Here is a 24,437-nt window from a genome sequence, read left to right as displayed (position 1 = left end):
CAAGCGAGAGCCTCAGATCAGCCAAGCCTCGGCCCGCCGGGAAACGCAGACTAGCTCAAGTAGGGCCAGGTAGGGAGGAATCAGTTATGAGGTGAGGCTGTAGGCGCGTGCCACGGCGAGCACCTCGACATGAGCGGCCCCCGCCTCCCGCAGTGCCTGGACGGCGGCGCGGGCGGTGGCCCCGGTGGTGAAGACGTCATCGATCAAGAGCAAGGATTGGCCCTTCACGGAGGGCGTGGCGGTGAACGCTTCGGCGACATTCTGGGCTCGCTCTGCCTCGGAGAGGCCGACCTGGCGCTGAGTCTCTCGCGTCCGTGAGAGCAGACCCACGGGGGCACGGCGGCCCGTGGCGCTCGCGAGCGCACCGGCCAGCAACTGGGTCTGATCGTATTGACGCTCCCGGAAGCGGCGCGCGTGGAGCGGTAGCGCCACGAGCACCGGAGGCGCTCGGCGGAGAAAAGCGCTGGCCTCGTGCGCGAGAAGTTCCCCCAGGGGATGAGCGAGCTCGGGGTGGTCCTCGTACTTGAAGCGGTGGATGGCGCGGGCCACGGGCCCTTCATGAGCGAAGGGCGCCCAGGCGCGTGCGAAGGGAGGCGGAGAAACACGGCACCGCGGGCACTGCCCCGAGGGAAAGGTGCCAGGCTCGGCGCAGGCGCGGCAGCAGGCGGGCGGGACGCGCTCCAGGGCGGTGTCACACGTCTCGCAGAAGAAGGCGCGCGCGGAGATGACCTTCGCGCACGCCAGACACGCGGGCGGGTAGAGCAGCTCCAGCAGCCCAGGCAGGACCGATGACTTTGGGAGATGCATGCCCGGGGGCAATGCACGTCCCGGGCCAGCACCTCTCCGAGGGGCGGAGGCAGGCGCCCCATCTCACCGCGTGGACGGACCGTCCGTCACCGTGGACGGTCCCTCCGCGAACTCACAGCGGGAGCCTCAGAGGAGGCCCTGGCGGTTCATCTCCTTGGGCTGGGGCAGACCCATCACCTTGCAGAGGGTGGGAGCGATGTCCGCCAGCACGCCGGGGCGCAGCTTCTGGCCGCGGAAGTCCGGGTGAATCAGATAGAAGGGCACCGGGTTGAGCGTGTGCGCGGTGTGCGGCTCGCCCGTCGTGGGATCCGTCATCAGCTCGCAGTTGCCGTGGTCCGCGGAGATGACGAGGGCCCAGTTGTTGCGCTGGCACGCGGCACCCAGCTGTCCAAGGCACTCGTCCACCGCCTTCACCGCCTTCATGGCCGCGTCCAGCTTGCCGCTGTGGCCCACCATGTCCGGGTTGGCGAAGTTCACCAGCGCGAAGTCGTATTTGCCCGAGTCGATGCGCTTGACGAGCTCGGCCGTCACCTCGTGCGCGGCCATCTCCGGCTTCAGGTCATACGTCTTCACGTCGCGCGGCGACTGCACCAGGTGCCGTTCCTCGCCGGGGTAGACCACCTCGCGGCCGCCGTTGAAGAAGAACGTCACGTGGGCGTACTTCTCGGTCTCCGCCGTGCGGAACTGCTTGAGGCCCTGGTGCGCCAGCAGCTCGGGGAAGATCTCCTGCGGCTGCTCGGGCCCGTAGGCCACCGGCAGGTTGAAGGTCTCGTCGTACTGGGTCATGCAGATGTAGCGCCCCAGCACGAGCCCGCCCCGCTCGAACTCCTTGAACGTCGGGTCCGCCAGCGCGCGCGTCATCTCGCGGGCGCGGTCCGCGCGGAAGTTGAAGAACATCACCACATCGCCATCGCGGATGCGGCCCACGGGGGTGCCGTCGCCCTGGGTAATAACGGTGGGCTTCACGAACTCGTCGGTCACCTTCTCCGCGTACGAGGCGCGGATGGCCGCCAGCGCGTCCGGGGCCTTCTCGCCCTGGCCGAATACGATGCTGTCATACGCGAGCTTCACGCGATCCCACCGCTTGTCGCGGTCCATGCCGTAGTAGCGCCCTCCCACGGTGGCGATGCGCGCGGCGTGGGTCTCCTTGAGGAAGCGCTCCAGCTCCTCCACATAGCCCAGGCCGCTCTGCGGCGGCGTGTCGCGCCCATCGAGGAACGCGTGGATGTAGACCTGCGGCAGCCCGCGATCCCGCGCGGCCTTCAGCAGCGCGTAGAGGTGCTCCATGGAGGAGTGCACGCCACCGGGAGACACCAATCCGAGCAGGTGGAAGGCCTTGCCGTCGGCCTTGGCCTTGTCCATGGCGGCGCGGATGACGGGGTTGCTGCCCAGCTCACCGGACTCGGCGGCGCGGTTGATGCGCACCAGATCCTGGTAGACGATGCGGCCGGCGCCGATGTTGGTGTGGCCGACCTCCGAGTTGCCCATCTGCCCTTCAGGCAGGCCCACGGCCAGACCCGAGGTCTGCAGCTCGGTGAAAGGGAATCCGTTCGAGATGCGGTCGAGGTTCGGGGTTCCGGCCAGGAGGATCGCGTTGTCCGTGCGCTCCTTGCGGATGCCCCAGCCATCCAGGATGCAGAGAAGGACCTTGTGCGCTGGTTTCATGCGCCGGAACCTAACTCCGGCAGCGCTTTCAGGCCACTTGCTCTGACAGGTGCTGGTCCACCAGGGTCTCGTTCAGACGGGTGGGCATGGGCTCCATGCGCAGCCACGGGGTCTGCCAGCTCAGCAGCTCGCGAGCGGCCGACTCGGCCTCCGTCTCGCCGCAGACCGCGTGGACGATCTTCCCCCGGACGAGCTGCAGGTGGCCCGCCTTCAGCCCCGCCTTCACCTGCAGCGTGCACGTGTCCTGCTCGTACGAGAGGACGCGCAGCAAGTCATGCAGCCCCACGGGGCGGTAGTCCCCGCGCTCCACGCTCCGCAGGCCCTCGCGCACGTAGGAGAGGAGCACGTTGGGCCGCAGGGACGTGCTCAGGTGGCCTCTCCAGCAGAGCTGGCCCTGCATGCCCCGGGACGGCTTCGCGGCACTCATCGTCAGCACCGGCACCTTGGAGCGGTAGTTGGCCATGTAGGCCAGCAAGTCGAGCCCCTGACGCTCGGGCATCCCCAGATCGGTGATGACGAGGTCCACCTCTTCCTCGCACATGGTCCACAGCGCGCCATGGAAGCTGGAGGCCAGCACCAGGCGGAGGTCCGAGTGCGGCGCGAAAGCGCAGGTCACCGTGTCACGGGTGCTGGAGTCGGTGCTGAGGAGGAGCACGGTCTTCATGCTCACTCCTTGAAGCAACCAAGATGCCATGCCTGGAACGCCAGCAAATACCCGGAATCTCAAGGACTGAAAACGAAGGGCGGGCCTGGAAAGCCTGTAGCCCTCCAAACCCGCCCTGTACATTCTGGGGTCTTACGATGGCTATGAGTTTTGCCTCAGCGCTTATTTCCGTTCCGGATGTGGCTGAGCTCCTGGAGCGCTGTCTGCACGCCGTCCCAGTTGCCAGCGCCCGTGCGGAACTGCCGGAGCGCCGCCTCCAAACGTGCCGCCGCACTGCTCACCTGCGCGAACCCATAGGCGCCTGCGGTGCCATGCAGCGTGTGCGCGAGCTTGAGGGCCTCCTCCAGCGCCTGGGGGGAGCCCTGCTGCGCCCGAGCGGTCGCGTTCGCCAACTCACGGTACTTCTCTGGGAGGCGGGCGCCGTACTCGGCGTTCAGCGCGGCAATGGCGGCGGCGGTTTCCTCGTCCATGAGCCCATGATGCCGTTGTCCGTCAGCGCTAGGGAACTCCGGGGCCTCCGGCTCTTCAAGAAGAGGGCATCAGCCGCTTGATTTCTTTGGGCAGCGTCAGTGGATCGAACGGCTTGCCAATGACGCCCAGGGCCCCCAGCTCCAGGTAGCGCGCCACATCCTGCGCCTGGAGCTTCGCCGTCATGAAGATGATGGGCAGGGCCGCTGTGACGGCCTGAGCCCTCAGTCGGCCGAACGTGGTGAGCCCGTCCAAGTCCGGCATCTGCACATCCAGCAGGATGAGATCCGGCAGCTCGGCGGCGGCCTTGGTGACGGCCTCCATTCCTGACGAGGCCAACACCGTCTGCCACCCTCCCACACGGCTCAGGCTCAGGAAGCCGATGGTGCGGATATCGACCTCGTCATCCACGAGCAGGACCTTGCGGATCATCACCCCTTACCTTTCGTCGTGTTCTCAGAGGACGCGGCAGGGTCCCCCTCTCACGCGAGTGCAATTCAGGTGCCGCGGGTGACGGCTCCGTCAACCCCTCGAATCCTGGCGAGAGAGCCGTGCCGCTGTGGGGTGAGCGGGTGTGCCATTTTGCGACAAGGGATTCGAAGCTGCGGGAGGGGCGTGGTGTTTTGCCACATCAGCTGTTGGGGCGGCTGGGAGGCGTCTCGGAGGAGACCAGGCCGTAGCGCTCCAGCTTGCGGTAGAGCGTGGTGCGGTCGAAGCCGAGCACTCGGGCCGCCAGCGTCTTGTTGCCTCCCACGGACTGCATGACGCGGGAGATGTAGCGGCGCTCCACCTCCTCCATGGGGATGAGCTCGCTGGGGTCATCTCCGGCGACGACGACGTGCGAGGACTTGAAGGCGCGGATGCGCTCGGGCAGGTCATCCGGCACCAGCTGGTCGCCGCGCGTGAGCGCCACCGCACGCTCGATGCAGTTCTGCAGCTCGCGCACGTTGCCCGGCCAGGAGTACGCCGTGAGCGCCTTGGCCACCTCGGGGGACAGGCCGGTAACGCCCTTGTTGGCCCGGGCGGCGAAAATCTGGAGGAAGTGCTGCGCCAGCACCAGCACGTCTCCGCCGCGCGCCCTCAGCGGTGGCAGGTCCACTTGGATGACGTTCAGGCGGAAGTAGAGGTCCTGCCGGAACTTGCCCTCGGCAATGGCCGTCTCCAAATCCTTGTTGGTGGCGGCGATGAGGCGCAGGTCCACCGGTACCTCCGCGTCCGCGCCCACCGGCCGAACCTTCCGCTCCTGCAGCGCCCGGAGCACCTTCACCTGGAGGTGGATGGGCATGTCGCCAATCTCGTCCAGGAACAGGGTGCCGCCGTCGGCCTGCTGGAAGAGGCCCGCGCGCGCCGAGCGCGCATCCGTGAAGGCGCCCTTGGCGTGGCCGAACAGCTCGCTCTCCAGCAGCTGCTCGGGCACCGCCGCGCAGTTCACCGCCACGAAGGGCCCATCCTTGCGCTTGCCCCGGCTCCACAGGGCGCGCGCCACCACCTCCTTGCCCGTGCCGCTCTCGCCGATGATGAGCACCGAGGACTCGGACTCGGCCACCCGGTCCAGGAGGTCGAACAGCCGCTGCATGGCGGGGCTGCTGCCCAGCAGGTCCGCGAACCGGCCACCCTCGGCCACCGCCCGGCGCAGCCGGTTGACCTCTTGCCGCAGCCGGTGGCGCTCCACCGCGCGCGACAGCGTCATCCCCAGCGTCTCCATGTCCGGGGGCTTGATGGCGAAGTCATAGGCGCCCGCACGCAGCGCGCCCACCACCGAGTCGAACGTGCCGTGCGCCGTCAGAACCACCACCGGGAGATCCGGCCGCGTAGCGGCTACGCGCTGGCACAGCTCCAGCCCGCTCATGCCCGTCATGTTCAGGTCCGTGAGGACCACGTCCGCGTCCTCGGCCTGGAGGGCCTCCAGGGCCGCCGCGCCCGACGTGCGGAACAGGGCTTGGAAGCTCATGGCCTTGAGCTTCAGCGCCAGCAGTCGGCACAAGCTTTCGTCGTCATCCACGATGAGCACACGGCCTTGCATCAGGGCACCCTCTCTCCTTTCGCGCATTGTGCTGCAAGAGGGGGGCGGCGTCTTTCGCTAGGTATTCTCCAATGGATGAAAGTGAGGGAGTGGGCTCAATGGGCAGGGGAGCGGCCAGGGAAGGGGAACGTCGCTAGACACTCCGTCCCAGGGAGCGTAAGGCGCGCTCTGCCCTCCCGTGCAGGGTCCTTCGGCCATGCGCAGAGGGAGGGACAAGGAGCGTGAGGCAATGCGAGTCCTGGGACTGTTGGTAGGGCTGGTGGCGCTGACGGCGGCGGCGAAGCCCGTGCAGAAGCCGGTCAAGTACGAGCTGAGCGGGACGAAGCTCGAAGGCGTGTTGATCTACGACGATTCGGTGAAGACTCCGCGCCCGGGCCTGGTGCTGGTCCCCAACTGGTTGGGAATCAATGCACCGAACCTGAAGCAGGCGGCGGAGATCGCCGGGAAGAGCTACATCCTCTTCGTGGCGGACATGTACGGCGAGACTTTGCGCCCCAAGAACACGGACGAGGCGGGCAAGGCCGCGGGTGCGGTGAAGGGCGATCGCCACCTGATGCGCGCGCGGGTGAACAAGGCGCTGGAGCAGCTGCGCTCGGAGGGCAAGGCGGTGGGGCTGGACGCGAAGAAGCTGGGGGCCATCGGCTTCTGCTTCGGCGGCACGAGCGTGCTGGAGCTGGCGCGCAGCGGCGCGGACGTGGCGGGGGTGGTGTCCTTCCACGGGGGCCTGGACGCACCCCTGGCGGCGGAGGGCAAGGGCCTCACGGCGAAGGTGCTCGCGCTGCACGGGGCGGATGACCCGTACGTGCCGGCCGCCGAGGTGACGGGCTTCCAGGAGGAGATGCGCAAGGCGAAGGCGGACTGGCAGCTCGTGTCGTACGGCAACGCGGTGCACAGCTTCACCGACGTGGACGCCAACGTCGCGGGCCAGGCCCAGTACAATCCGAAGGTGGCCAAGCGCGCCTACCAGGCGATGAACGACTTCTTCGCCGAGGCCTTCGGCGGCTGAGTCCGCAACGCCTGCTCCCTGGAGTCTCCATGTCCCGCTTCTTCCGTGCTGTCTCCTGCCTGGCCCTGGCCGGGTTGTTCACCCACTGCGCGACCTCCTCCGGCGCGGGAGGGTCCACCGCCGGTGACGGCGCCCTGCGCTTCGCCTGGCCGGAAGGGCTCGCGGTCCAGGTCTCCTCCGCCAGTACGGTGACGGACAGCGGGGAGGCACCGGAGCAGTCGTCGCTCGAATACACGCTGCGCCTGGAGGGGCAGGGCGAGGAGCGGAAGCTGAGCTTCGAGCCGAAGCCACAGCCAGGAGAAGGAGCGCCGCCTGCCGAGGGCGCTCCGCCTCAGCTGCCGACGCTCATCCTCGGACCGAAGGGAGAGCTGCGGCGCATCGAAGGCATCGACAAGACCGTGCAGGAGATGCTCCAGGAGGCCGAGAGCCAGGGCATTCCAAAGGAGCAGCAGGAGCAGATCATCGGACTGGTGCGGGATGCGATGGATCGGGCCGCCCAGACGCAGTGGGAGATGCTGGTGGGGAAGTGGATCGGGCTCGCCTTGAAGCCGGGCGAGTTCGTGGAGCGCAAGAGCCAGACCCTGGTGCCCCTCTTCGGGAGTCTGGCGGCCACGCGTGAGAAGGTGACGCTGAAGGAGCGCGTCCCCTGCACCGAGGGCGCGGCGGAGAAGCGCTGCGTGCGGCTGGTGCTGGAGTCCTCAGTGGATCCCGAGGGGCTCGAGCGCTCTGGCACGGAGTTGGTGCGCCAGCTGAAGGCCACCATGAAGGCCAACATGGGGCTACCGGACGCGGCCATTCCGGAGATGACCGTGGCGGCGCTGCAGGTGGACAACACCGTGGAGTTCATCGTCGAGCCGGAGACGCTGGTGCCGCACCTGCAGCGCTCGACGACGAAGTCCCACGTGGTGTTGCAGGAGGAGGGCGGAGAGAAGAAGGAGATCGACAACCAGCGCCAGTATGTGGACCGGTTCACGCCCGGGGCGCGTTAGTCCCGGGCGCCGCCGCGCGTCTTGTAGGTGAGCACGGGGGCCAGGGTGGCCACCACGCGCACGAGCCCCGCCTCCACCAGGTCCGTCACCACGCGGTCAATGGGCTTGTACGCGGGCGGGGCCTCCTCGAAGAGCAGGTCGCGGTCCTCGCAGATGACGTGGCTCTTGAAGGAGGTGCGGGTCAGGGACTCGGCGGTGAAGCGCTCGCGCATCCGCTCACGCGCGTGGGTGCGGTTCCACTTGCGGCCGGCGCCGTGCGCCAGACTGTGCGCGCTCGCGGAGCCCTCGCCCACGGGGAGGACCAGGTAACTCAAAGCGCCGCGGCTGCCGGGAATCACAACGGGGCCCTGGTCCGAGGGCGCCGCGCCCTTGCGGTGCAGCCAGCACGTGCAGCCGTCCACCTCACGCGAGATGACGCTGTTGTGGCACACGTCCAGCACCCGCCGCCCCGTGGAGCCGATGCCGTCCATCATGCGCTGGGCAATCAGCGCGCGGTTCGCCCGGCCCCAGGCCACCGCATGGTCATGCCGCTTCAAGTACCGCCGCGCGTCGTCCGAGTCCTCCGGCAGCCCGCCCGCGCCATGCTTGTCCACGTGGGTCCGCAGCGTGGCCTCGCCCAGTCCTCGTGAGCCGGAGTGGATGAGCATCAGCACCCGGTCCTCTCTCAGCCCCAGCGAGGCGAAGACCTCCGCGTCATGCACCGAGTCCACCCGTTGGAGCTCCGCGAAGTGGTTGCCCCCGCCGACCGTGCCGAGCGCCAGCTCGAAGCCCGCGGGCTCTACTCCCTGGTCCGCGAGGAAGGCCTCCGCGTTGCCCTCCCAGGGTCCATCCAGGTTCAGCTTCGCCGCCCACCGCTCCAGCTTTGCCTTGCGCGCTGCAAGCTCTACATCCCACAGCCCCATCCCACAGCCGATGTCGTTGCCGACAAGGAAGGGATAGAGGAAGCCCTCGGAGGCGAGTGCCGCGCCCACCGGAGCGCCTTTGCCCGGGTGGATATCGGGCAACCCCACCGCGAGCCGCATGCCCGGCAGCCTGGCCACCGCTTCGAGCTGCCGGACGGCCTCGCCTTCCACCCAGGATTGCGACGAGGCAACGATTCGGACGCGAGCGCTGGAGGGGGCCGGAGTGGGGGAGGTCATCATGGGCCGCCGGACGCGAGCGCCGCACACGGACTGACGCTCAGACGCCCCGCGTCACTTGTGGTACGGCTCACCTTTGATGATGGTGAACGCGCGGTAGATCTGCTCAATGAGCACCAGCCGCGCCAGCCGGTGCGGCAGCGTCATCCGCGAGAGCGACAGGGTGAGGTGCGCAGCCTGGCGGACCGACTCGTCCAGGCCCTCGTCACCGCCGATGACGAAGAGCAAATCCTTGGCTCCGGTTTGCGCCTTGGCCAGGTAGCGGCTGAGCTCCACCGAGTCCAGCTGCTTGCCCCGCTCGTCCATTGCCACGAGCCAGTCCTGGGGCTTGAGGCGGCCGAGGATGACCTCGGCCTCGGCGGTCTTGGCATCCCCGGGCTTGAGCTTCTTGCCGCTGGCCTCGGGCAGCTCCACCAGCTCGAAGCGCGTGTAGTGCTCCAGGCGCGAGGCGTACTCACGCACGCCCGGCTCGAACAGCCCGGAGCGATCCTTGCCCATCGACAGCAGCCTTACCTTCAGGAGAGCTTCTCCCGAGGCGCGTCAGCCCAGAGGCCCTCGAGATCATAGAAGGCGCGCACGTCGTCGAGGAACAGGTGCGCCACCACCTGGTGGTAGTCCAGGAGCACCCACTGCCCGGTCTCCCGGCCCTCGGTGCCCGCGGGGGACAGGCTGTCCTCCTGCTTGAGCTGGGTGTGCACCGTCTCCGCCATGGCGCTCACCTGCCGGTCGCTGTCGGCCGAGGCCAGGACGATGTAGTCCGCGTAGGAGGACATGCCGCGCACGTCGAGCACCAGCACGTCCTTGGCCTTCTTGTCCACGAGCAGCTGGCCAATCTTGTGGGCCAGGGCCTTGGCGCGCGGGTTCTCGGGAGGACTGGCAGCGGCCTCGGGCTGCTGCGGCAGCAACTTCTTGCGCTGCCTGGGCGGCGCCAACCGCTTGCGTGCTACGGGCTTCTTGGCTGCGGGCTTCTTGCCGCGGGCCGCCGGAGCCTTCTTCGCGCTGCCCTTCGCCTTGGGAGAGCCTGTCTTCGTCTTCGTCTTCGTCTTCTTCTTCAATGCCATGTGTGGAGCACCCTAGCGCACCTGCCCGCTGCCGTGGACGACGTACTTCTGACTCGTCAACTCTCGTAAACCCATGGGGCCGAAGGCGTGGAGCCGGCTGGTGGAGATGCCAATCTCCGCGCCCAGCCCCAGCTCGCCCCCGTCGTTGAACCGGGTGGAGGCATTCCACAGCACCCCGCTGGCTGTCACCTCCCGGGTGAAGCGCGAGGCCACCTCCGCATCCCCGGTGACGATGGCCTCGGTGTGTTCACTGCCGTACCGGGCAATGTGTGCCAGCGCCCCGTCCAGGTCCTTCACCACGCGTACGGCCAGGATGAGGTCCAGGAACTCCTGCCCGTAGTCGTCCTCGGTGGCGGGCTTCACGGGGATGCCCGCGCGCGAGAGCACCGCCACGGTGGTCGGGCAGCCGCGCAGCTCCACCTTCTTGTCCACCAGGACGCGCCCCACCTTGGGCAGGAAGCGCTCCGCGACGGAGCGGTCCACCAGGAGACATTCAGCGGCATTGCAGACGCCAGGGCGGCTGGCCTTGGCGTTGACGGTGATGCGGGTGGCCATGTCCAGGTCGGCGGCCTCGTGGACGTAGACGTGGCAGACGCCCTTGTAGTGCTTCACCACGGGGATGCGGGCGTTCTCCGCGACGAAGCGGATGAGCCCCTCGCCGCCCCGGGGAATGCACAGGTCGATGAGGCCCTCCAGCTTGAGCAGCTCCAGGAGCGACTCGCGCTCGCCCGCGGGGACCACTTGAATGGCGTTCTCCGGGAGACGCGCCTCCACGAGCCCCTGGCGCAGGGCCTTGGCGATGGCCTGGTTGGAGCGGGCGGACTCGCTGCCGCCGCGCAGGAGCACGGCGTTGCCGCTCTTGAGACACAGGGCGGCGGCGTCGCTCGTCACGTTGGGGCGGGATTCGTAAATCATGAGCACCACGCCCAGGGGGAGGCGCACCTTGCGGATCTGAAGCCCGTTGGGGCGCGTCCACTGCTCGGTGACTTCGCCCACGGGGTCCTTCAGGTCGGCCACGGCCTCCACGGCTCGGGCCATGGACTCCAGGCGCTGGGCATCGAGCAGGAGCCGGTCGATGAAGGCGGCGTTCTTTCCGGCCTTGCGGGCGGCGGCCACGTCCTCGGCATTGGCGGCGAGGATGAAGGGAGCGGCGGCGCGCAGGTGGAGGGCCATGCGCAGCATGGCCGCGTCCTTCTGGCGGGAGGGGATGGTGGCGAGGGCCCGGGAGGCGGCTCGGGCGGTCTCGGCGAGGGTTCGCACGTCTTCCTTGGCAACCGTCATGCCTCTCCTCTATCAGAGGCGCATGAGCGATGCCCGGTTGGAGCAGTTCAAGCAGATGGTGGCCGAGTTCCCCGACTCCCCCATGGCCCAGTTTTCTCTCGGCAAGGCCTACCTGGAGCGGCGGCAGTACGCCGAGGCGGCCAAGACCCTGGAGGAGGCGGTGCGGTTGGATCCGCAGTACGCGGCGGCGATGGTGTCCCTGGGGGATGCCTACGCGGGGGCGGGGCAGGCAGACAAGGCGCGCGAGGTGTTCGCCCAGGCCAAGGAGAAGGCGCTGGCGCAGAACCACCCAGGTCTGGCGGAGGAGATCGACGAGCGGGTCGCGGACCTGGGGTAGGAGCCGCGCGTCCGTCTCCCTTCACGTGAGGCGGTCGATGGGCAGTACCTCCAGGGGGAGCGCCACCGGCCCGCGCATGGTCAGGGCGGGACTCCACACGGTCTGCTCCGGCCGGCCGGTCAGCCCGCCGCAGCGCGGCAGCAGGGCTTCGAGCCCCAGCCGCGCCTCCAGCCGCGCCAGCGGGGCCCCCAGACAGAAGTGCACGCCGTGGCCGAAGGCGAGATGGGTGGTCTCGGTCCGGTCCATGTCGAACCGGTCTCCGTCTCGCACATGGCGCTCGTCCCTCAGCGCCGAGGCGATGAGGGGCATCACCAGTGCCCCCTCGGGGATGCGCACGCCGGACAGCTCTACTTCGGTGGTGGTCACCCGCAGCACGCCTTGCGTGGGAGGCTCGTAGCGCAGCATCTCCTCGAGGAAGCGGGGGATTCGCGCGGGCTCCTTGCGCACCAGGGCGAACACCTCGGGGGATTCGCGCAGCAGCCACATCGCGTGGCCCATCAGGTGCACCATGGTCTCCAGCCCTGCGGCCAGGAGCAGGAAGAGGAAGCTGAGCAGCTCCGGGGGCGTGAGCGCCTCGCCGTCCACCTTCGCCTGGAGCAGCGCGCTCATGATGTCCTCCTGGGGCCGATGGCGGCGTGCCTCGAGCGCCTCCTCCAGGTACGCAGTCAGCTCTTCCATGGAGCTGCGCACCTGCTGCTGGCGCGCCGTGTTTCCCGCCGGCATGGAGGTGATGGCCACGACATCCTCCGCCCAGCGCTTCACTCGCCGGAACAGAAAGGTGTCCAGCCCCATCAGGTGGCCGATGACGCTCGAGGCCAGCGGGACGGCGAACGCCTGGATGAAGTCCACTTGGCGCTGCTCCAGCATTTGAGCCACCAGCGGCTCCGCGACGGAGCGGATGAAGGGCTCCAGGCGGGACACCGCGTTGGACGTGAAGGCCTGTTGTACGAGCCCTCGCAGCCGTCCATGCCTGGGGGGATCCGCGAAGCTCATCGCGGAGGAGAGGGGGTGGGGACCTCCCAGCCAGGGCGCGTGGAGTGCTCCTGCCAGCTTCGAGGAGGAGAAGAGCTCCGGGTGCTTGAGGGCGTAGAGCACGTCCTCCTGCCGAGTGAGGAGCCACATCCCCCGCGGCTCCGCTTGGCAGACAGGGGCCTCGCGCCGCAGCCTCGCGTAGAGGGGGTACGGGTTGGCCCGGACTTCTGGGGACAGCAAGTTGGGCCGTTCACTCATGAGAGGGAGTGCCTCGGATTCATAGCCCAGAGATTATATCGCCGCGGAGTGAGCGCGGCTCGTGCCATGGACCCTGCGCGAGCCACGCTGGTAGATGTGAAGGTCCCTATAGGGATCCTCTTCGCGAGGTGCGGCGCGAGGGAGATGAAGGGCAGGCTCTCAATCGTCGCCAAGGTCCGTCTATTTGGGGCCGCCCCAGGCCTCGATAACGCAGTCCAGGATTTGGGCGCAGGCTCCCGCCAGGCAGGCATCGCTCCTCTGGACTGCTGTCTCGACCAGGAGCTCCGTGCCGTTCGTGGAGGCGCACAGCGAGCTTGGGAGATCGCCCGCGCAGGCCGCCTGACGAGAGGCGCAGTGCGTACGGAAGGTCTCATCCGCGGCCCGGGTGGGCATCGCATCCGCCACCTGAGTGAAGCAGTCGTCCTCGCTCACGCTGCAGCTCGCTGTCAGACAAGTACGCAGCGAGGACCGAGCCGCATCGAGGTACAGGCCCGCGCGGGCCGTACAGGCCGAGGCGTTGCAGAAGTCGGACGAGTTCTGTGGGTCACAAGCCGTCCGGTGGGTGCAGAGGGCCTGACAGTACTCCCGCGAGGCATCGACTCCTCCGTCGGCGGTGGAGCCACCGTCCGGTCCCGCATCCGGTACCGTGGGACCGGCATCGGGCCGAGTGTCCGGGTCATTGTCCGTGCAACCCATGATGGAAAGAAGAGCAGCAACGCAGAAGAGGGGCACGATGTGGCGCATGAAAGCCTCGGTTCGTAAGGGACGCCCAGGCTACTTCCTCCGGTGGCAGGGCTGTGTAAGGTGAGCGCAGATATGTCCAAAACCCATGCATCCCCAGGACTTGGGCCCGAGTATCACCCGCTCGCCTCTCCTCAGCTCGAGCAGCCTCACCCGTTCCTGGCGCGCGCACGGCGCGAGGAGCCGGTGTTCTTCAGCCCAGCGCTCGGGTCGTGGGTGGTGACGCGCCATGCGGACATCAGCGCCGTGGTCGCCGATGCCGCACGCTTCTCGTCCGCCGAGTCCATCACCGTGGGCTCCGCGACGATGCCGCCCGAGGTGCTCTCCGTGCTGATGGGCGGCTACCCCCTGGTGCCCAGCCTCGTCGACAACGATCCGCCCGCGCATACACGCTTCCGAGGCCTCGTCAGCAAGGCCTTCACCGGGCGGCGCCTCACGGAGAGCGAGCCTTTCATCCGCTCCCTCATCGACGAACTCATCCACTCGTTCAAGAATGAGGGGCGGACGGATCTGTTCCTGCGGTTCGCCCATCCGCTGTCGTCCGGCATCATCGCGGAGATCCTCGGCATCCCGCGCACGGACATCCACCGGTTCCGGCGCTGGTCCGATGATCTGTCCACCGTCCTGGCGGCGCACGGTTCCGTCGAGCACCAGGTCGCGTGCGCTCGGGGCGTGGTCGACTTCCAGCGCTACCTCGCCTCGGCGCTCGAGGAGCGAAAGACGGCTCCCCGGGAGGACCTGTTCACCGACATCGTCACCGGAGGGCAGGGGATGGCGCCGCCCATGAGCATGGCGGAGCTTGTGAGCCTGCTGATGCAGGTGCACTTCGCGGGGCACGAGACGACCGCGGGCCTCATCGTGGGCGCGGTGGAGTTGTTGCTCACCCATCCGGACCAGCTGCAGGCCCTCCGGGACGATCCGAGCCTTATCGCGGGCGCAGTCGAGGAGGCCGTGCGGATGGTTTCTCCCGTGCACGCCATGTTTCGCACCGCGCTGGAAGACGTGGAGATCGGCGGCGTCCCGATCCCGAAGGGAGCCCACATCCGGATCGTCTACGCTTCGGCCAACCGCGACGAGGCCCGGTTTCACGAGCCAGACCGCTTCGATGTCCGGCGGCCTGACATCAAGAAGCACCTCGCCTTCGGCCAAGGGCTCCATTTCTGCATCGGCGCGCCACTCGCGCGGCTCGAGGCACGCCTGGCACTCGAGTCCCTGCTCCGGAGTCTCCCGGGCCTCCGGCTCGTGCCGGGGCAGAAGCCGGGCTTCCTGAGGAGCGTCACGGTCCGCAGGCACGAGAGCCTCGAAGTCGCCTGGGACGTTCCGGCGCCCTAATCCCGCCCAGGTGAGGCGCAGCTACGAGAGCACGCCGCGCAGGTCCATCCGGAGCGCGTCCGCCCGGTGGCGGATGTAGACGTCCGGGTGGGCCTCCGCCACCTGGAGCACCTCGGCCAGCCGGACCCGCAGCTCCGTGTCCATGGCCCGCCAGTCGATCAGCGCCAGCCTCCCGAGCGCCGTGCGCCGCACGTCCAAGTCCGTCTCGCGCTGGAACGCATCCAGCAGCCCGCGCGTCGTCTCCTTCACCGAGTCCGCGTCCGGCGGCGGACACCAGTACAGCGCTCGCATCGCCCCCGCCTTCTCCGAGTCCTCGCCCTTCCGCATGTACCAGAGCAGCCGCTCGTGCACCGGCGCCAGGCCCACACCCCGCACCGCCGCCTCCACGAAGTGCCGGTTGCGGCTCGGGTCCTGCTCGTAGATGGCCGCGCAGATCAACGGCTCCAGCAGCTCGGGTGGCACCAGCTCTGTCAGCCGTACCAGCCGCGCCACGAACCACTTCTTCCGCTCGTCGTAGAGCGCCTTCCCCAGCCACTGCAGGTCCGCAGACGTGGCGTGCAGGTAGTGCGCCGCGATCGCCGGCAGCCGCGCAGCCTCCTCCGCGGCCTCGCTCCCCGCGTTGGGCGGCTCCGTCTCCCCCGGGTAGGGGTACGCCATGTGGAAGCGGCTCAGGCGCAGGAAGCCCTCGGCCCGCGTGTCCCAGTCCCGCGTGTCCGGGTGGCTCTTGGCAATCGCCTCGAGCACCGCCGCCCGCAGCCGCAGCCGCTCCACCCCCAGCATCTCCAGCGCCAGCTCCCCGTGCCCCGGCGAGTCCAGCGGATCATGCGGCCCCGGGTTCACGTCCAGCCGGTCCGGCCGCAGCGCCAGCAGCAGCGAGCCCGAGCTCTGCACTCCCAGCAGGTTTCCCTCGTCCTGCACGTGGAGAATCACCGAGGCCAGTGGCCCCGACAGCTCCGTGGGCCCCTGCAGCACCAGTGGCTCCGGCGTCACCGCCAGATCCTCCAGCGCTGGCTCCACTCGCTCGGGCGTCAGCTCCAGCGCCGCGCACGCCGCCCCCGCGTGGCTACCGTCCCTCAGCAGGGCGCGCAGGAGATCTCCCGTCGTCAGGTGCGGACTGCGCGAGAACTCCTTCGCGCGCACCAGGTTCTCTCCAACCTCTCGTCCGAGGCCCTGCTCGTGGGCATAGGCGGACCAGTCCAAGGGCGTCTCCTCCGGATGAAGTCCCGGGCTGCAGCGGGGGGCTCATCATGCTTGCACATCCCGCCTCCGGATTTCCCCGAGGGGGGTGTACGTGAGGGAAGGTTGGGGGAGGCGCCGGGCCTCCTCATGCCTACAGCCTCACAGCCTCCACGTCAGGCCCACCCCCAGCACCTGCCGCGAATAGGACAGATCATTGCGCGGCAGGCTCGTGCCGTAGAGGCCGTAGCTCAGCTCGGCGTCCAGGTGCTCACTCACCGGCCGTGCCAGCTTGAGCGAGAGCGAGTTCTGCCCCTCGTCCTCCTCCACGAGGATGATCTCCGGCGACAGGTAGATGCCGTCCGGGTAGCGGCTCACCCCCAGTGCTCCCTGCGCGAGCAGCGTCAGGCTCCACGGCAGCCGCAGCCCCGCGCTCCCGCTGATCCGGTGCCGCGACACCGTCTCGCCGAAGCTGTTGGAGCTGATCACCTGGTACGTGTACGTGAGACCCAGCGCCAGGGGGCCCCGGTACGAGTAGCTCGCCCCCGCCGACAGCGCTCCGTCCTCCCGCCGGCCGCGCGAGGGTCCCTCCCGCTCCGGCGGCGGCCGGGCCTCCACGCCGTAGCGCCGCGCGCCGTACTCCCCGAACACACTGAGCGAGTGGCGCCGGTTGAAGCGGTAGCGCCCCAGGAAGCTCCACTCGGGGTTGCCGAAGTTCGCCCGGGAATCCGGGCGGTACACGAAGCGGTGCGCTCCCACCCGCACCCGGAGTGCCAGCCGCACGTCCGGTACGTACTCGAGGAAGGCGTCCACGCCCAGGTCCGAGTAGTCCCGCGTCCCGCCCCGCCGGTCCTTGGCCCGCCCCTCCACCCCCAGGCCCAGCTGAGTGCCCAGCGCCGAAGAGGCCTCCACCGCTGCGGCCTGAATGAGCACGTCCTCGGTCGTGTACTTCAGGTACTTTCGGCCCCCCAGCTCGTAGCGGCCCACCAGCTGGAGCCGCTCGCCGGTGACGCGGCCCTCGCCCGAGGCCAGCAGGCTCAGGCCCACGTCCGTCTCGGGCGTCTGCCCCTGCTCGTCCTGGAAGTCTCGCGGCGCGTTCGAGTCCACCAGCCACCGGCCCGTGGCCCGCAAGGAGCCCTCCACGTCGGCCGCAAAGGCGCCACCGGGGAGCGCGAGGGCGGTGAGCAGGAGCGTGGAAAGGAGCCGGGACACTCCCGGGCACCATACCGTGGGCTTTGCCTGCATGCCTTGTTCACGAGAGGCCGTCCCTCATGTCCGCCCGGTGACGGGGCGGCGGGCCCCCATTACAGTCCCTCCCATGCATTTCGCATCGCTCATCCCCCCCTGGGCGGCCTGCCTGGCGCTGGTGGCTTGCGCCCCCACCTCCTTCCCCACGGAGCTCAAGGGCGAGACGACCGTGCCCGCCGGTCCCCCCGGCGTCATCACGGTGCTCAACGCCTTCCCGGCCATCAGCAGCTTCGCCGGGCTCGACTTCAACCAGAACCAGGACTTCAAGAACCAGGGCATTACCAAGGACGAGGTGAACTCCGTCCGCGTCCACTCCGTGGAGCTGCTCCTGCAGAGCCCCAGCGAAGCGGATTTCGGCTTCCTGGACACGCTCGAGTTCTACGCCAAGGCGGGCGACCAGGAGCAGCGCTTCGCCCACAAGCAGGACATCTCCCGGCTGGGGCTGAGCGCCCCGAATCCCCTCCTCAAGATGGAGGTGGAGAGCGCGGAGCTGCAGCCGTTCATCGCCGCGCCCTCCATGAGCATCATCGTCCGCGGCAAGGGCCGCATGCCCGAGCAGGAGGTCCGCCTCAGGGCCTCCGTCATGCTGGACGTGAAGGTGAGCCTGTTCTGAGCGGAGCCCAGGGGGCTCGGGCTACTTCAGCTCACGCACCCGGTGCTCGAGCGAGCTGGCGCGGGAGTCCAGCTCGCGGGCCAGGGACTCCAGCTTCTTCGCCTCGGCCTCCAGCGTGGCCAGGTCGTCGAAGTCCCCTGCGGCCAGCTGCTGGGCGCGGATCGAGTCCACCTGCGGCCGGTGATCGCTGGCGCGGATCGGGCTGGCCACCTGGCCATCCACCTGCGGAGTCCCCCCGCTTCCTGGCAGGGAAGGAGTCTCAGGAGGCCCATTGATGACCGGGCCGGGCGAGGGGTTGGCCTCGTCATTCACAAAGCCAGGGCTGCCGCCCCGGGAGACGGGCGTCTTCTCCACCTCGACGGCCTGGTTCGCGTTCATCCGCAGGCGCAGGCGGCGATCCTGCTCGTCGAACATGGCCTCCTCACCGAGGAAGTCGCTCATCCGCCGCTCCAGGTCGCGCTCCTCGCGCACCTCGGTGATGCGGGCCTTCAGCGCCTTCAGCCGCTGCTTCACCTTGTCCTCGGAGTCCCGCAGCGCGTCCGCCTGCTCCAGGAGATCCTCGGGGTCATCGCTGGCGTCCGCACGGCCCAACTCCGGCACCTGCGAGGCCGGCAGCGCCGCGCGCACCGCATCCCGCTCGGTGCGCAGCTCGCGCATCCGCGCCACCAGCCGGGCGCGCTCCTGCCGATCCTCCGTCGTGTCCCACGCCGCCTTCACCCGCGCCAGCTCGTCGGACAGTGCCGCGTGCAGCGCCAGGTGGGCGCGCTCGGACTCACCCTCCGCGCTCGCCACGCTCTGCGCCAGCCCCGTCAGCGTGCCGCTCAGCTCCTGCGAGCGCTTCAGCGACTGATCCAGCTCCGCGCTCGAGGTGAGCTTGCCCTGGCGCTCGGCCTTCAGCGTGGAGATGCGCTCGGCCAGCCCGTTCAGCTCCCCTCGCAGGGACTGCTGGCGCTCGCGCAGCGTGCGCACCTCGGTCCGCGCCGCCTGGGCCTTGGCCCGCACGCTCTCCAGCCCGGTGAGCGCCCACGAGGGCGTTCCGAGCAGGAGGCACAGCAGCAGGGCGGACAGGGCGCGCTTCATCTCAGACCGAGTTTACAGCAAGGAGGATGCCAGCCCCGCGGGCTCCTGGCACGCTCCGTTGAGGACAGAACCCGAGCGTTTCCAGGGGGTTCGGAGCCCGGAGGTGGGAGTCTCGGGCGGGGTGGGGTGGTGGAAAGTCATGGGAGGACCGTCGTAACCATGGATTTTCGAGGGATCAACCCTTTGCCTCAGCCCCCCTCTTCGGGGGCCTCGCCCTTGGAGATGAAGCCGTACTTCTCCAGCTTGTAGTACAGGGCGGACGTCTTGATGCCCAGCAGCCGCGCCGTCTCGGTCTTCACCTTACCGGCCTTCTCGTACGCCCGGGCGATGAGCTGGCGCTCGATGTCCTCGAGGATGTCCGGCAGTGGGCGATCCCCGTGCGGAATGGGCAGGCCCGTGGCGTCCGTGCGCGGGGTGCTCGTGCTCAGGTGCGAGGGCAGATCCGCCTCGGTGAGCACCTCGCCCTCGGCGAAGACGAGCGCCTGCTCGATGACGTTCTCCAGCTCGCGCACGTTGCCGGGCCACGCGTGCCGGGCCAGGGCCTTGAGCGCGCCCTCGTCCAGCCCCTTCACGCGCCGGTTCACCCGAGAGGCGTGCTTGGCCACGAAGTGGCGGGCCAGGGAGGAGATGTCCTCGGGCCGCTCGCGCAGCGGGGGGAGCACCAGCGGGACGATGTGCAGCCGGTAGTAGAGGTCCTCGCGGAAGCGGCCCGCCTTCACCTCGGCCTGTAAGTCCCGGTGGGTGGCGCTCACCACGCGCACGTCCACCTTGAGCGTCTCCTCGCTGCCCACGCGTTGGACTTCCTTCTCCTGCAGCACGCGCAGCAGCTTGGTCTGCACGGAGGCGGGAATCTCTCCAATCTCGTCGAGGAAGATCGTCCCGCCGTCGGCCAGCTCGAAGCGGCCCAGCTTGCGCTTCACCGCGCCGGTGAAGGCGCCGCGCTCGTGGCCGAACAGCTCGCTCTCCAGCAGCGTCTCGGCCAGGGCGGCGCAGTGCACCACGATGAAGGGCCCCTCCTTGCGCGGGGACAGCTGGTGGAGCATCCGGGCCACCAGCTCCTTGCCGGTGCCGCTCTCGCCGCGCACCAGCACCGTGGCGTCGCTGGCGGCGGCCTTGCGCGCCTGGCCCAGCAGCTTCTGGAGCACCTCGCTGTCGCCCACCATGCTGCCATGGCTGAGGGCGGCGTCGGCGTCGTGCGCGGCGGTCCTCGCGCTCAGCCGCTCCACCTGCCGGCGCGTGGCGGCCAGCTCCAGCCCCTTCTCCACCTTGGCCCGCAGCACGTCCGGCGGGAAGGGCTTGGTGATGAAGTCGTAGGCCCCCTCCTGCATGGCCTGCACGGCCGTCTCGATGGTGCCGAACGCCGTCACCACCATGACCACGGCGGCCGGATCCAGCGCCTTGAGGGACCGGGTCACGGCGATTCCGTCCATCCCGTCCATCTTCAGGTCCGTGACGACCAGGTCGAACGGGGCCTTCTTGTACGCCGCCAGCCCGTCCGCGCCCGAGCGCACCGCGGACACGGTATGCCCCGAGCGGGTCAAGGTGACGGTCATCCCCTCGCGGAGGGTGTCATGGTCGTCGATGACGAGGATGCGGGCCATGGCTGCCTTCTCCCTCAGGTGGGGGGCGGGTGTCACTACCGCATGAGATCGAACTGGCGCCCCGCGCCCAACTGCGCTTTATCCCTCCTTATGCCCCTGCCGAAGGACGCCCCATTGGTGGAACTGCTCTCGCGCCATGTCCCGGCGGACGCCAAGGAGCGCGAGGACCTGGAGCGCATGCGCACCTTTGCCGTCGAGTTGGGCAGCCCCTTCTCCCGCTCGCAGGCCCACGCGCACTTCACCGGCAGCGCCGTGGTGGTAGACCCCGCGGGCGAGCGCGTCGCCCTGGTGCACCACGCCAAGCTGAAGCGCTGGCTGCAGCCAGGAGGGCACGCGGACGAGGCTGACGGCGGCCACATGGCGACCACGGCCCTGCGCGAGGCCCAGGAGGAGACGGGCTGCCAGGTGCGGCTCCACCCCTCCGCTCCCCGCCCGCTGGATGTGGACATCCACCGCATCCCCGCTCGCAAGGAGGAGCCCGAGCACCTCCATCTGGATGTCCGCTACCTCGTCATTGCAGACAATCCCGAGGCACTGGCGCATGATCCGAACGAATCTTTTGGCATCCAATGGCTTCCGTGGACCCAGGCGATCGAACGGGCGGACGAAGCTCCGCTGCGCCGACTCTTGGAGAAGGCGCGCGCCGCCGCCTCCCACACCCAGTGAGTCCCATTCGCAGGATGACCAGAATTCAAGGATTTTCCGGTATTTTATTTTGGAGGGGCAGTTCACAGCAGAGACTTTCTTGGCTTGAATGCGCCCGTCACCCATGACCAACGACGATCAACTGATCCGAGACTTCGCCAGGCGTGGAAGCCTGCTGTTCCTGATGTGGGTCCTGGCGCCCATCCTCATCTGCGCATACCTGATCGCCATGGAACTGGGGGTGCCGAGTGACAGGGCGCTCCCGACGGTGCTGCTCGTCATGCTGCCGCTCGCGGCGGTGACGTGCCTCGCGTTCCCCTTCCTGGCGCTGAGCTCGCTGGGGTCCAAGGCGCTGCGGCACCGGGCTGAAGACGCGGCGGGAGATCGCCTGCGCCGCATCCTGCAGCTGCCGTGGCGGGCCAGCGCCATCGTCTCCTACACCGCGTGGACGGTGAGTGGCCTCGGCTTCTCACTGATCGCGGGGCTCATGTTCGACCGGGGGCCGCTGCGCATCCTGCTGGGCACGCTGATCGCCTTCTGCTTCGGCGTGGTGGTGTCCTTCCCGTTCGGCATCAGCCTGGAGAAGCTGGGGCTGTCCCAGGCCATGGAGGAGCGCAAGGCGCACCAGGCGCTCGTGGTCCAGGGCACCGGGCCGTTCTGGCCGCGCCAGACGTGGTTCCTGCCCTTCACCTTCATTGCCTCCATCGTCGCCACGCTGACGCTGTGCATCTGCGTGGTGGTGGTGAAGCTGCTGGCCCTGCGCGACGCGCTGCGAGCGGACCTGGTGGCCGAGGGCGCCACGAAGTCCGCGGAGCGGCTGCAGGACCTGAGTGGCAACATGTTCGCGGATCTGGCGTGGGTGCTGCCCTGGGTGGCGGTGCTGGCGCTGATTCTCCCCACCATCACCGCGTGGATGCTGGCGCGCCGGCAGGCGCAGGGCGCGGGCGCGGTGGGCAAGGCCATCGAGGGTCTGGCGGTGGGCCGCATCTCCTCGCCCGAGTGGGTCTCCACCGATGAGCTGGGAGACCTGGCGTTCGCGCTGAACTCGGTGCTGGGCAAGCTGCGGCAGATTCCGGAGACGCTGGCGTCGTCGGCCTCGCGGCTGGTGGCGGCGGGCAAGGAGCTGAGCGAGGCCAACAACGAGCAGCAGCAGAGCCTCAACCAGCAGGCCGCGGCCATCCAGGAGACGCAGGTCACCTCTCAGGAGATCAAGCACACCTCGCAGATGACGTCCGAGCGCGCCGAGTCCATGCTCCGCGTCGCCAAGCGCGCCGAGGAACTGGGCCACGAGGGCGAGGCCGCCATCGAGCAGTCCATGCAGGGCTTGGGCGCCATTCAGGGCTTCGTGGACGCCATGCAGGTGAAGCTCAACCGCCTGGCCGAGAGCGCCACGCAGATCGGTGAAATCACCGAGGCCGTGAAGGACATGGCGGACCAGTCCAACCTGCTGGCCGTCAACGCCGCCATCGAGGCCGCCCGCGCCGGAGACAACGGCAAGGGCTTCGCCGTGCTGGCCCGCGAGATTCGCGCCCTGGCGGACCAGTCCGTCAAGAGCACCACGCGCATCCGCACGATTCTCGGTGAAGTGATTGGCGCCATCCGGGCCGCGGCCACCATGGTGGAGCAGGGCTCGCGCGACATCCAGGGCGGTCTGGAGAAGATGAAGGCCTCCAGTAACAGCCTGCGCGAGCTGTCCCGCCTGTCGCAGGAGAACTCGGCGGCGATGCGGCAGATCGTCGCGGCCGTGAATCAGCAGAACGCCGGTATCTCGCAGATCTTCAGCGCCATCGCGGACCTGTCGCAGATCATGGACTCCACGCTCAAGCGGCTCGAGTCCACGCAGCAGGCCACTGGCACGCTGGAGGCCGTGTCCACGGAAGTCAGCGAGATGGCTCAGCAGTTCACGGTGAACTGAGCACCACCGGCAGCGTCAGCGTGAAGGTGGTCGCACCCGGCGCGGAGGAGAGTTCCAGCTCTCCTCCGTGCGCTCGGACGATCTTCCTCGCCAGCGGCAGCCCGAGCCCCGTGCCCTTCTCCCGGGTGGTGAAGAAGGGCTCGAAGATGCGCTCGCGCTCGGCCTCGGGGATGCCGGGGCCCGTGTCCTGGACCTGGATGGTGTAGCGCTGGGCCTCGGACCGGCCCGTGACGCGCACGCTGGCTCCCGGCGACGAGGCCTGCACGGCGTTCTTCACCAGGTTCACCAGCGCGGCCGTCAGCAGGCTCCCGTCCGCCTCCAGCCGCGCGGGGGCTGCCTCCACCTCCAGCTTTACGCCCTTGGTCTCGGCCTCCACCGTGAGCAGCTCGCACGCGCCCGAGAGCAGGGCAGGTGCCTCCACAGGAGCGCGGGCCAGCGGTTGCTCGCGGGCGAAGGCCAGGAAGTCCTCGACGATGCGCTGGAGGTAGGCCACCTCGCGCTGGATTCGCGAGATGTGGCTGGCGGCCTCGGTGGCGCTGCCGGCCTTGAGGTCCTCGGCGAGCAGGCCGGAGAACAGCTCGATGCCGCCCAGCGGGTTGCGGACCTCGTGCGCCACCCCGGCGAGCATCAGCTTGAGCTGTCTGTCCCGGCTCTCCAGCGCCCCACGCATCACCTCCAGCTCACGGGCGAGCACACCGATCTCCCGCGTGGGCTCCGGCGGCACGGGCGTGGCGAGGTCTCCCCGGCCGATGCGCAGTGCCGAGTCCATCAGCCTGCGAAGCGGGCGGGCCAGCCCTCGGGCCGTGAGCACCGCCACCGCCGCGAGCACCGCCAGCGCCACCGCCGTGGCCGCTGTGAAGGTGTGGGAGAGGCGTGCCAGCGAGTCGAAGAATGCCGCGCTGCCCTCCACGGCCATCGCGCCCACCACGGCATCTCCCTGCAGCACCGGCGCATAGCCCGTCTTGTAGAGCTGCCCATCCGAGCCAGTGAAGAGCACCTGGCTGGCCGCGCGCTCGCCCGAGAACACCCGGGTCAGCTCGCGCCTATCGCGGGCGAGCTCCGGGGCCTCCGCGCCCACGGGCAGCTCTCCGCCCACGTCCGCGCGCACGCGGCCCTCCACATCCACGAGGAACATGCGGCGCAAGCCGCTGGCCTTCCGGGACTCGTCCAGCAACCGCGTGAGGTTGCGCCACGTGCGAGTGCCCTGGACGTCATCCCCAGGCTCGATGGTGAGCATCCGCTCGCCGCTCACCTGGCTGGCCGTGGCGGCGGCGATGGCCGAGAGGCTCTGGCCCAGCTCCTCCTCGAGGATGGAGCGCGCCAGGGTGTAGCTGGCCGCCCCCGTGAGCCCGAAGAGCACCAGCGTGGGCAGCAGGAAGGCCAGGAGCAGCCGCGCCGAGAGCGAGCTCATGGGAC

The 24,437-nt window shown here is 69.0% G+C and carries 24 protein-coding genes; 7 read left to right on the top strand and 17 right to left on the bottom strand.

The annotated features are described in order from the left end of the window. Positions 1 to 84 precede the first annotated feature (84 nt). The 6 genes from DB31_RS46050 to DB31_RS28320 all read right to left on the bottom strand — a co-directional run bounded on the left by DB31_RS46050 (position 85) and on the right by DB31_RS28320 (position 5,627). Positions 85 to 807 (bottom strand): ComF family protein, encoded by a 723-nt coding sequence (locus DB31_RS46050; RefSeq protein ID WP_044193171.1) that lies wholly within the window; start codon positions 805 to 807, stop codon positions 85 to 87. A gap of 126 nt (positions 808 to 933) precedes the next feature. Beyond that, positions 934 to 2,472 (bottom strand): 2,3-bisphosphoglycerate-independent phosphoglycerate mutase, encoded by a 1,539-nt coding sequence (gpmI, locus tag DB31_RS28340; RefSeq protein ID WP_044193169.1) that lies wholly within the window; start codon positions 2,470 to 2,472, stop codon positions 934 to 936. 28 nt (positions 2,473 to 2,500) lie between these two features. After that, on the bottom strand, positions 2,501 to 3,136 hold the full coding sequence (locus DB31_RS28335) for a DUF4388 domain-containing protein (protein WP_044193167.1): 636 nt from the start codon (positions 3,134 to 3,136) through the stop codon (positions 2,501 to 2,503). Between the two features lie 155 nt (positions 3,137 to 3,291). Further along, positions 3,292 to 3,606: an Hpt domain-containing protein gene (locus tag DB31_RS28330; RefSeq protein ID WP_044193165.1), complete on the bottom strand. Its 315-nt coding sequence runs from the start codon at positions 3,604 to 3,606 to the stop codon at positions 3,292 to 3,294. A 55-nt stretch (positions 3,607 to 3,661) separates the two neighbouring features. Further along, a complete protein-coding gene (locus DB31_RS28325; protein ID WP_044193163.1) occupies positions 3,662 to 4,036 on the bottom strand; it encodes a response regulator in 375 nt (124 codons plus the stop codon). A gap of 199 nt (positions 4,037 to 4,235) precedes the next feature. Continuing rightward, complete coding sequence (locus DB31_RS28320; protein WP_044193162.1) at positions 4,236 to 5,627, bottom strand: sigma-54-dependent transcriptional regulator; 1,392 nt, start codon at positions 5,625 to 5,627, stop codon at positions 4,236 to 4,238. Positions 5,628 to 5,856: 229 nt separating this feature from the next. Here DB31_RS28320 and DB31_RS28315 point away from each other — a divergent pair, with 229 nt between their 5' ends. After that, positions 5,857 to 6,633 carry a dienelactone hydrolase family protein gene (locus tag DB31_RS28315; protein ID WP_044193161.1) on the top strand — a complete coding sequence of 259 codons (777 nt, stop codon included), beginning with the start codon at positions 5,857 to 5,859 and terminating at the stop codon, positions 6,631 to 6,633. A gap of 29 nt (positions 6,634 to 6,662) precedes the next feature. Next, the gene (locus DB31_RS28310; RefSeq protein WP_044193160.1) at positions 6,663 to 7,622 is read left to right on the top strand and encodes a hypothetical protein; all 960 of its coding nucleotides are present in this window, start codon (positions 6,663 to 6,665) and stop codon (positions 7,620 to 7,622) included. On the opposite strand, the gene DB31_RS28305 is transcribed toward DB31_RS28310, so the two are convergent. The 4 genes from DB31_RS28305 to DB31_RS28290 are packed head-to-tail and all read right to left on the bottom strand — an operon-like array spanning position 7,619 to position 11,103. Continuing rightward, complete coding sequence (locus tag DB31_RS28305; RefSeq protein WP_044193158.1) at positions 7,619 to 8,764, bottom strand: RNA ligase RtcB family protein; 1,146 nt, start codon at positions 8,762 to 8,764, stop codon at positions 7,619 to 7,621. The genes DB31_RS28310 and DB31_RS28305 overlap by 4 nt on opposite strands. A 51-nt stretch (positions 8,765 to 8,815) precedes the next feature. After that, complete coding sequence (locus DB31_RS28300) at positions 8,816 to 9,259, bottom strand: 23S rRNA (pseudouridine(1915)-N(3))-methyltransferase RlmH (RefSeq protein ID WP_240486930.1); 444 nt, start codon at positions 9,257 to 9,259, stop codon at positions 8,816 to 8,818. Positions 9,260 to 9,276: 17 nt separating this feature from the next. Then, positions 9,277 to 9,822 (bottom strand): ribosome silencing factor, encoded by a 546-nt coding sequence (gene rsfS / locus DB31_RS28295; RefSeq protein ID WP_083968768.1) that lies wholly within the window; start codon positions 9,820 to 9,822, stop codon positions 9,277 to 9,279. 12 nt (positions 9,823 to 9,834) lie between these two features. Next, complete coding sequence (locus tag DB31_RS28290) at positions 9,835 to 11,103, bottom strand: glutamate-5-semialdehyde dehydrogenase (RefSeq protein ID WP_044193156.1); 1,269 nt, start codon at positions 11,101 to 11,103, stop codon at positions 9,835 to 9,837. Between DB31_RS28290 and DB31_RS28285 the strand changes: the two genes are divergently transcribed. Further along, complete coding sequence (locus DB31_RS28285; RefSeq protein WP_044193154.1) at positions 11,102 to 11,440, top strand: tetratricopeptide repeat protein; 339 nt, start codon at positions 11,102 to 11,104, stop codon at positions 11,438 to 11,440. The genes DB31_RS28290 and DB31_RS28285 overlap by 2 nt on opposite strands. Positions 11,441 to 11,461: 21 nt before the next feature. On the opposite strand, the gene DB31_RS28280 is transcribed toward DB31_RS28285, so the two are convergent. Both DB31_RS28280 and DB31_RS28275 read right to left on the bottom strand, forming a co-directional pair. Beyond that, positions 11,462 to 12,562, bottom strand: coding sequence for a cytochrome P450 (locus tag DB31_RS28280; RefSeq protein ID WP_240486929.1), 1,101 nt, complete (start codon positions 12,560 to 12,562; stop codon positions 11,462 to 11,464). A 288-nt stretch (positions 12,563 to 12,850) separates the two neighbouring features. Then, on the bottom strand, positions 12,851 to 13,414 hold the full coding sequence (locus DB31_RS28275; protein WP_044193150.1) for a hypothetical protein: 564 nt from the start codon (positions 13,412 to 13,414) through the stop codon (positions 12,851 to 12,853). 72 nt (positions 13,415 to 13,486) lie between these two features. On the opposite strand from DB31_RS28275, the gene DB31_RS28270 reads away from it, so the two are divergent. Then, on the top strand, positions 13,487 to 14,743 hold the full coding sequence (locus DB31_RS28270; protein ID WP_044193149.1) for a cytochrome P450: 1,257 nt from the start codon (positions 13,487 to 13,489) through the stop codon (positions 14,741 to 14,743). 21 nt (positions 14,744 to 14,764) lie between these two features. Here the strand turns inward: DB31_RS28270 and DB31_RS45245 are convergent, their stop codons facing one another. Both DB31_RS45245 and DB31_RS28260 read right to left on the bottom strand, forming a co-directional pair. Then, a complete protein-coding gene (locus DB31_RS45245; RefSeq protein WP_052420315.1) occupies positions 14,765 to 15,943 on the bottom strand; it encodes a hypothetical protein in 1,179 nt (392 codons plus the stop codon). Positions 15,944 to 16,081: 138 nt separating this feature from the next. Beyond that, entirely contained in the window at positions 16,082 to 17,164 is a 1,083-nt protein-coding gene (locus tag DB31_RS28260) for a hypothetical protein (protein WP_044193148.1), read from the bottom strand. Positions 17,165 to 17,237: 73 nt separating this feature from the next. Here DB31_RS28260 and DB31_RS28255 point away from each other — a divergent pair, with 73 nt between their 5' ends. Next, entirely contained in the window at positions 17,238 to 17,780 is a 543-nt protein-coding gene (locus tag DB31_RS28255) for a hypothetical protein (protein WP_044193147.1), read from the top strand. Positions 17,781 to 17,801: 21 nt separating this feature from the next. Here the strand turns inward: DB31_RS28255 and DB31_RS28250 are convergent, their stop codons facing one another. Together DB31_RS28250 and DB31_RS28245 are read right to left on the bottom strand one after the other, a co-directional pair. Next, on the bottom strand, positions 17,802 to 18,860 hold the full coding sequence (locus DB31_RS28250) for a hypothetical protein (protein ID WP_044193146.1): 1,059 nt from the start codon (positions 18,858 to 18,860) through the stop codon (positions 17,802 to 17,804). A gap of 188 nt (positions 18,861 to 19,048) precedes the next feature. Beyond that, positions 19,049 to 20,461, bottom strand: a complete 1,413-nt coding sequence (locus tag DB31_RS28245; RefSeq protein ID WP_044193144.1) for a sigma-54-dependent transcriptional regulator — start codon at positions 20,459 to 20,461, stop codon at positions 19,049 to 19,051. A gap of 90 nt (positions 20,462 to 20,551) precedes the next feature. Here DB31_RS28245 and DB31_RS28240 point away from each other — a divergent pair, with 90 nt between their 5' ends. Next, on the top strand, positions 20,552 to 21,127 hold the full coding sequence (locus tag DB31_RS28240; RefSeq protein ID WP_044193143.1) for an NUDIX hydrolase: 576 nt from the start codon (positions 20,552 to 20,554) through the stop codon (positions 21,125 to 21,127). 103 nt (positions 21,128 to 21,230) lie between these two features. Beyond that, positions 21,231 to 23,021, top strand: coding sequence for a methyl-accepting chemotaxis protein (locus tag DB31_RS28235; RefSeq protein ID WP_044193142.1), 1,791 nt, complete (start codon positions 21,231 to 21,233; stop codon positions 23,019 to 23,021). Here the strand turns inward: DB31_RS28235 and DB31_RS28230 are convergent. Continuing rightward, positions 23,008 to 24,432, bottom strand: a complete 1,425-nt coding sequence (locus tag DB31_RS28230) for a sensor histidine kinase (protein ID WP_044193140.1) — start codon at positions 24,430 to 24,432, stop codon at positions 23,008 to 23,010. The two genes, DB31_RS28235 and DB31_RS28230, sit on opposite strands and share 14 nt — an antisense overlap. Positions 24,433 to 24,437 lie beyond the last annotated feature (5 nt).

This window comes from Hyalangium minutum (assembly GCF_000737315.1).
GTDB lineage: Bacteria > Myxococcota > Myxococcia > Myxococcales > Myxococcaceae > Hyalangium > Hyalangium minutum.
Note: the sequence above shows the minus strand (reverse complement) of the source record. Positions and strands in the feature narration are given on the sequence as shown.

What these genes read in the sequence shown, in the direction of transcription:
- DB31_RS28280 (WP_240486929.1), bottom strand. Translation starts at nt 12,562, where the DNA reads ATGTGGCTCCTCACTCGGCAGGAGGACGTGCTCTACGCCCTCAAGCAC.
- DB31_RS28230 (WP_044193140.1), bottom strand. Translation starts at nt 24,432, where the DNA reads ATGAGCTCGCTCTCGGCGCGGCTGCTCCTGGCCTTCCTGCTGCCCACG.
- DB31_RS46050 (WP_044193171.1), bottom strand. Translation starts at nt 807, where the DNA reads ATGCATCTCCCAAAGTCATCGGTCCTGCCTGGGCTGCTGGAGCTGCTC.
- DB31_RS28310 (WP_044193160.1), top strand. Translation starts at nt 6,663, where the DNA reads ATGTCCCGCTTCTTCCGTGCTGTCTCCTGCCTGGCCCTGGCCGGGTTG.
- DB31_RS28285 (WP_044193154.1), top strand. Translation starts at nt 11,102, where the DNA reads ATGCCTCTCCTCTATCAGAGGCGCATGAGCGATGCCCGGTTGGAGCAG.
- DB31_RS28320 (WP_044193162.1), bottom strand. Translation starts at nt 5,627, where the DNA reads ATGCAAGGCCGTGTGCTCATCGTGGATGACGACGAAAGCTTGTGCCGA.
- DB31_RS28335 (WP_044193167.1), bottom strand. Translation starts at nt 3,136, where the DNA reads ATGAAGACCGTGCTCCTCCTCAGCACCGACTCCAGCACCCGTGACACG.
- DB31_RS28325 (WP_044193163.1), bottom strand. Translation starts at nt 4,036, where the DNA reads ATGATCCGCAAGGTCCTGCTCGTGGATGACGAGGTCGATATCCGCACC.
- gpmI (WP_044193169.1), bottom strand. Translation starts at nt 2,472, where the DNA reads ATGAAACCAGCGCACAAGGTCCTTCTCTGCATCCTGGATGGCTGGGGC.
- DB31_RS28245 (WP_044193144.1), bottom strand. Translation starts at nt 20,461, where the DNA reads ATGGCCCGCATCCTCGTCATCGACGACCATGACACCCTCCGCGAGGGG.
- DB31_RS28300 (WP_240486930.1), bottom strand. Translation starts at nt 9,259, where the DNA reads ATGGGCAAGGATCGCTCCGGGCTGTTCGAGCCGGGCGTGCGTGAGTAC.
- DB31_RS28255 (WP_044193147.1), top strand. Translation starts at nt 17,238, where the DNA reads ATGCATTTCGCATCGCTCATCCCCCCCTGGGCGGCCTGCCTGGCGCTG.
- rsfS (WP_083968768.1), bottom strand. Translation starts at nt 9,822, where the DNA reads ATGGCATTGAAGAAGAAGACGAAGACGAAGACGAAGACAGGCTCTCCC.
- DB31_RS28235 (WP_044193142.1), top strand. Translation starts at nt 21,231, where the DNA reads ATGACCAACGACGATCAACTGATCCGAGACTTCGCCAGGCGTGGAAGC.
- DB31_RS28330 (WP_044193165.1), bottom strand. Translation starts at nt 3,606, where the DNA reads ATGGACGAGGAAACCGCCGCCGCCATTGCCGCGCTGAACGCCGAGTAC.
- DB31_RS28240 (WP_044193143.1), top strand. Translation starts at nt 20,552, where the DNA reads ATGCCCCTGCCGAAGGACGCCCCATTGGTGGAACTGCTCTCGCGCCAT.
- DB31_RS28305 (WP_044193158.1), bottom strand. Translation starts at nt 8,764, where the DNA reads ATGATGACCTCCCCCACTCCGGCCCCCTCCAGCGCTCGCGTCCGAATC.
- DB31_RS28250 (WP_044193146.1), bottom strand. Translation starts at nt 18,860, where the DNA reads ATGAAGCGCGCCCTGTCCGCCCTGCTGCTGTGCCTCCTGCTCGGAACG.
- DB31_RS28275 (WP_044193150.1), bottom strand. Translation starts at nt 13,414, where the DNA reads ATGCGCCACATCGTGCCCCTCTTCTGCGTTGCTGCTCTTCTTTCCATC.
- DB31_RS28260 (WP_044193148.1), bottom strand. Translation starts at nt 17,164, where the DNA reads ATGCAGGCAAAGCCCACGGTATGGTGCCCGGGAGTGTCCCGGCTCCTT.
- DB31_RS28315 (WP_044193161.1), top strand. Translation starts at nt 5,857, where the DNA reads ATGCGAGTCCTGGGACTGTTGGTAGGGCTGGTGGCGCTGACGGCGGCG.
- DB31_RS28290 (WP_044193156.1), bottom strand. Translation starts at nt 11,103, where the DNA reads ATGACGGTTGCCAAGGAAGACGTGCGAACCCTCGCCGAGACCGCCCGA.
- DB31_RS28270 (WP_044193149.1), top strand. Translation starts at nt 13,487, where the DNA reads ATGTCCAAAACCCATGCATCCCCAGGACTTGGGCCCGAGTATCACCCG.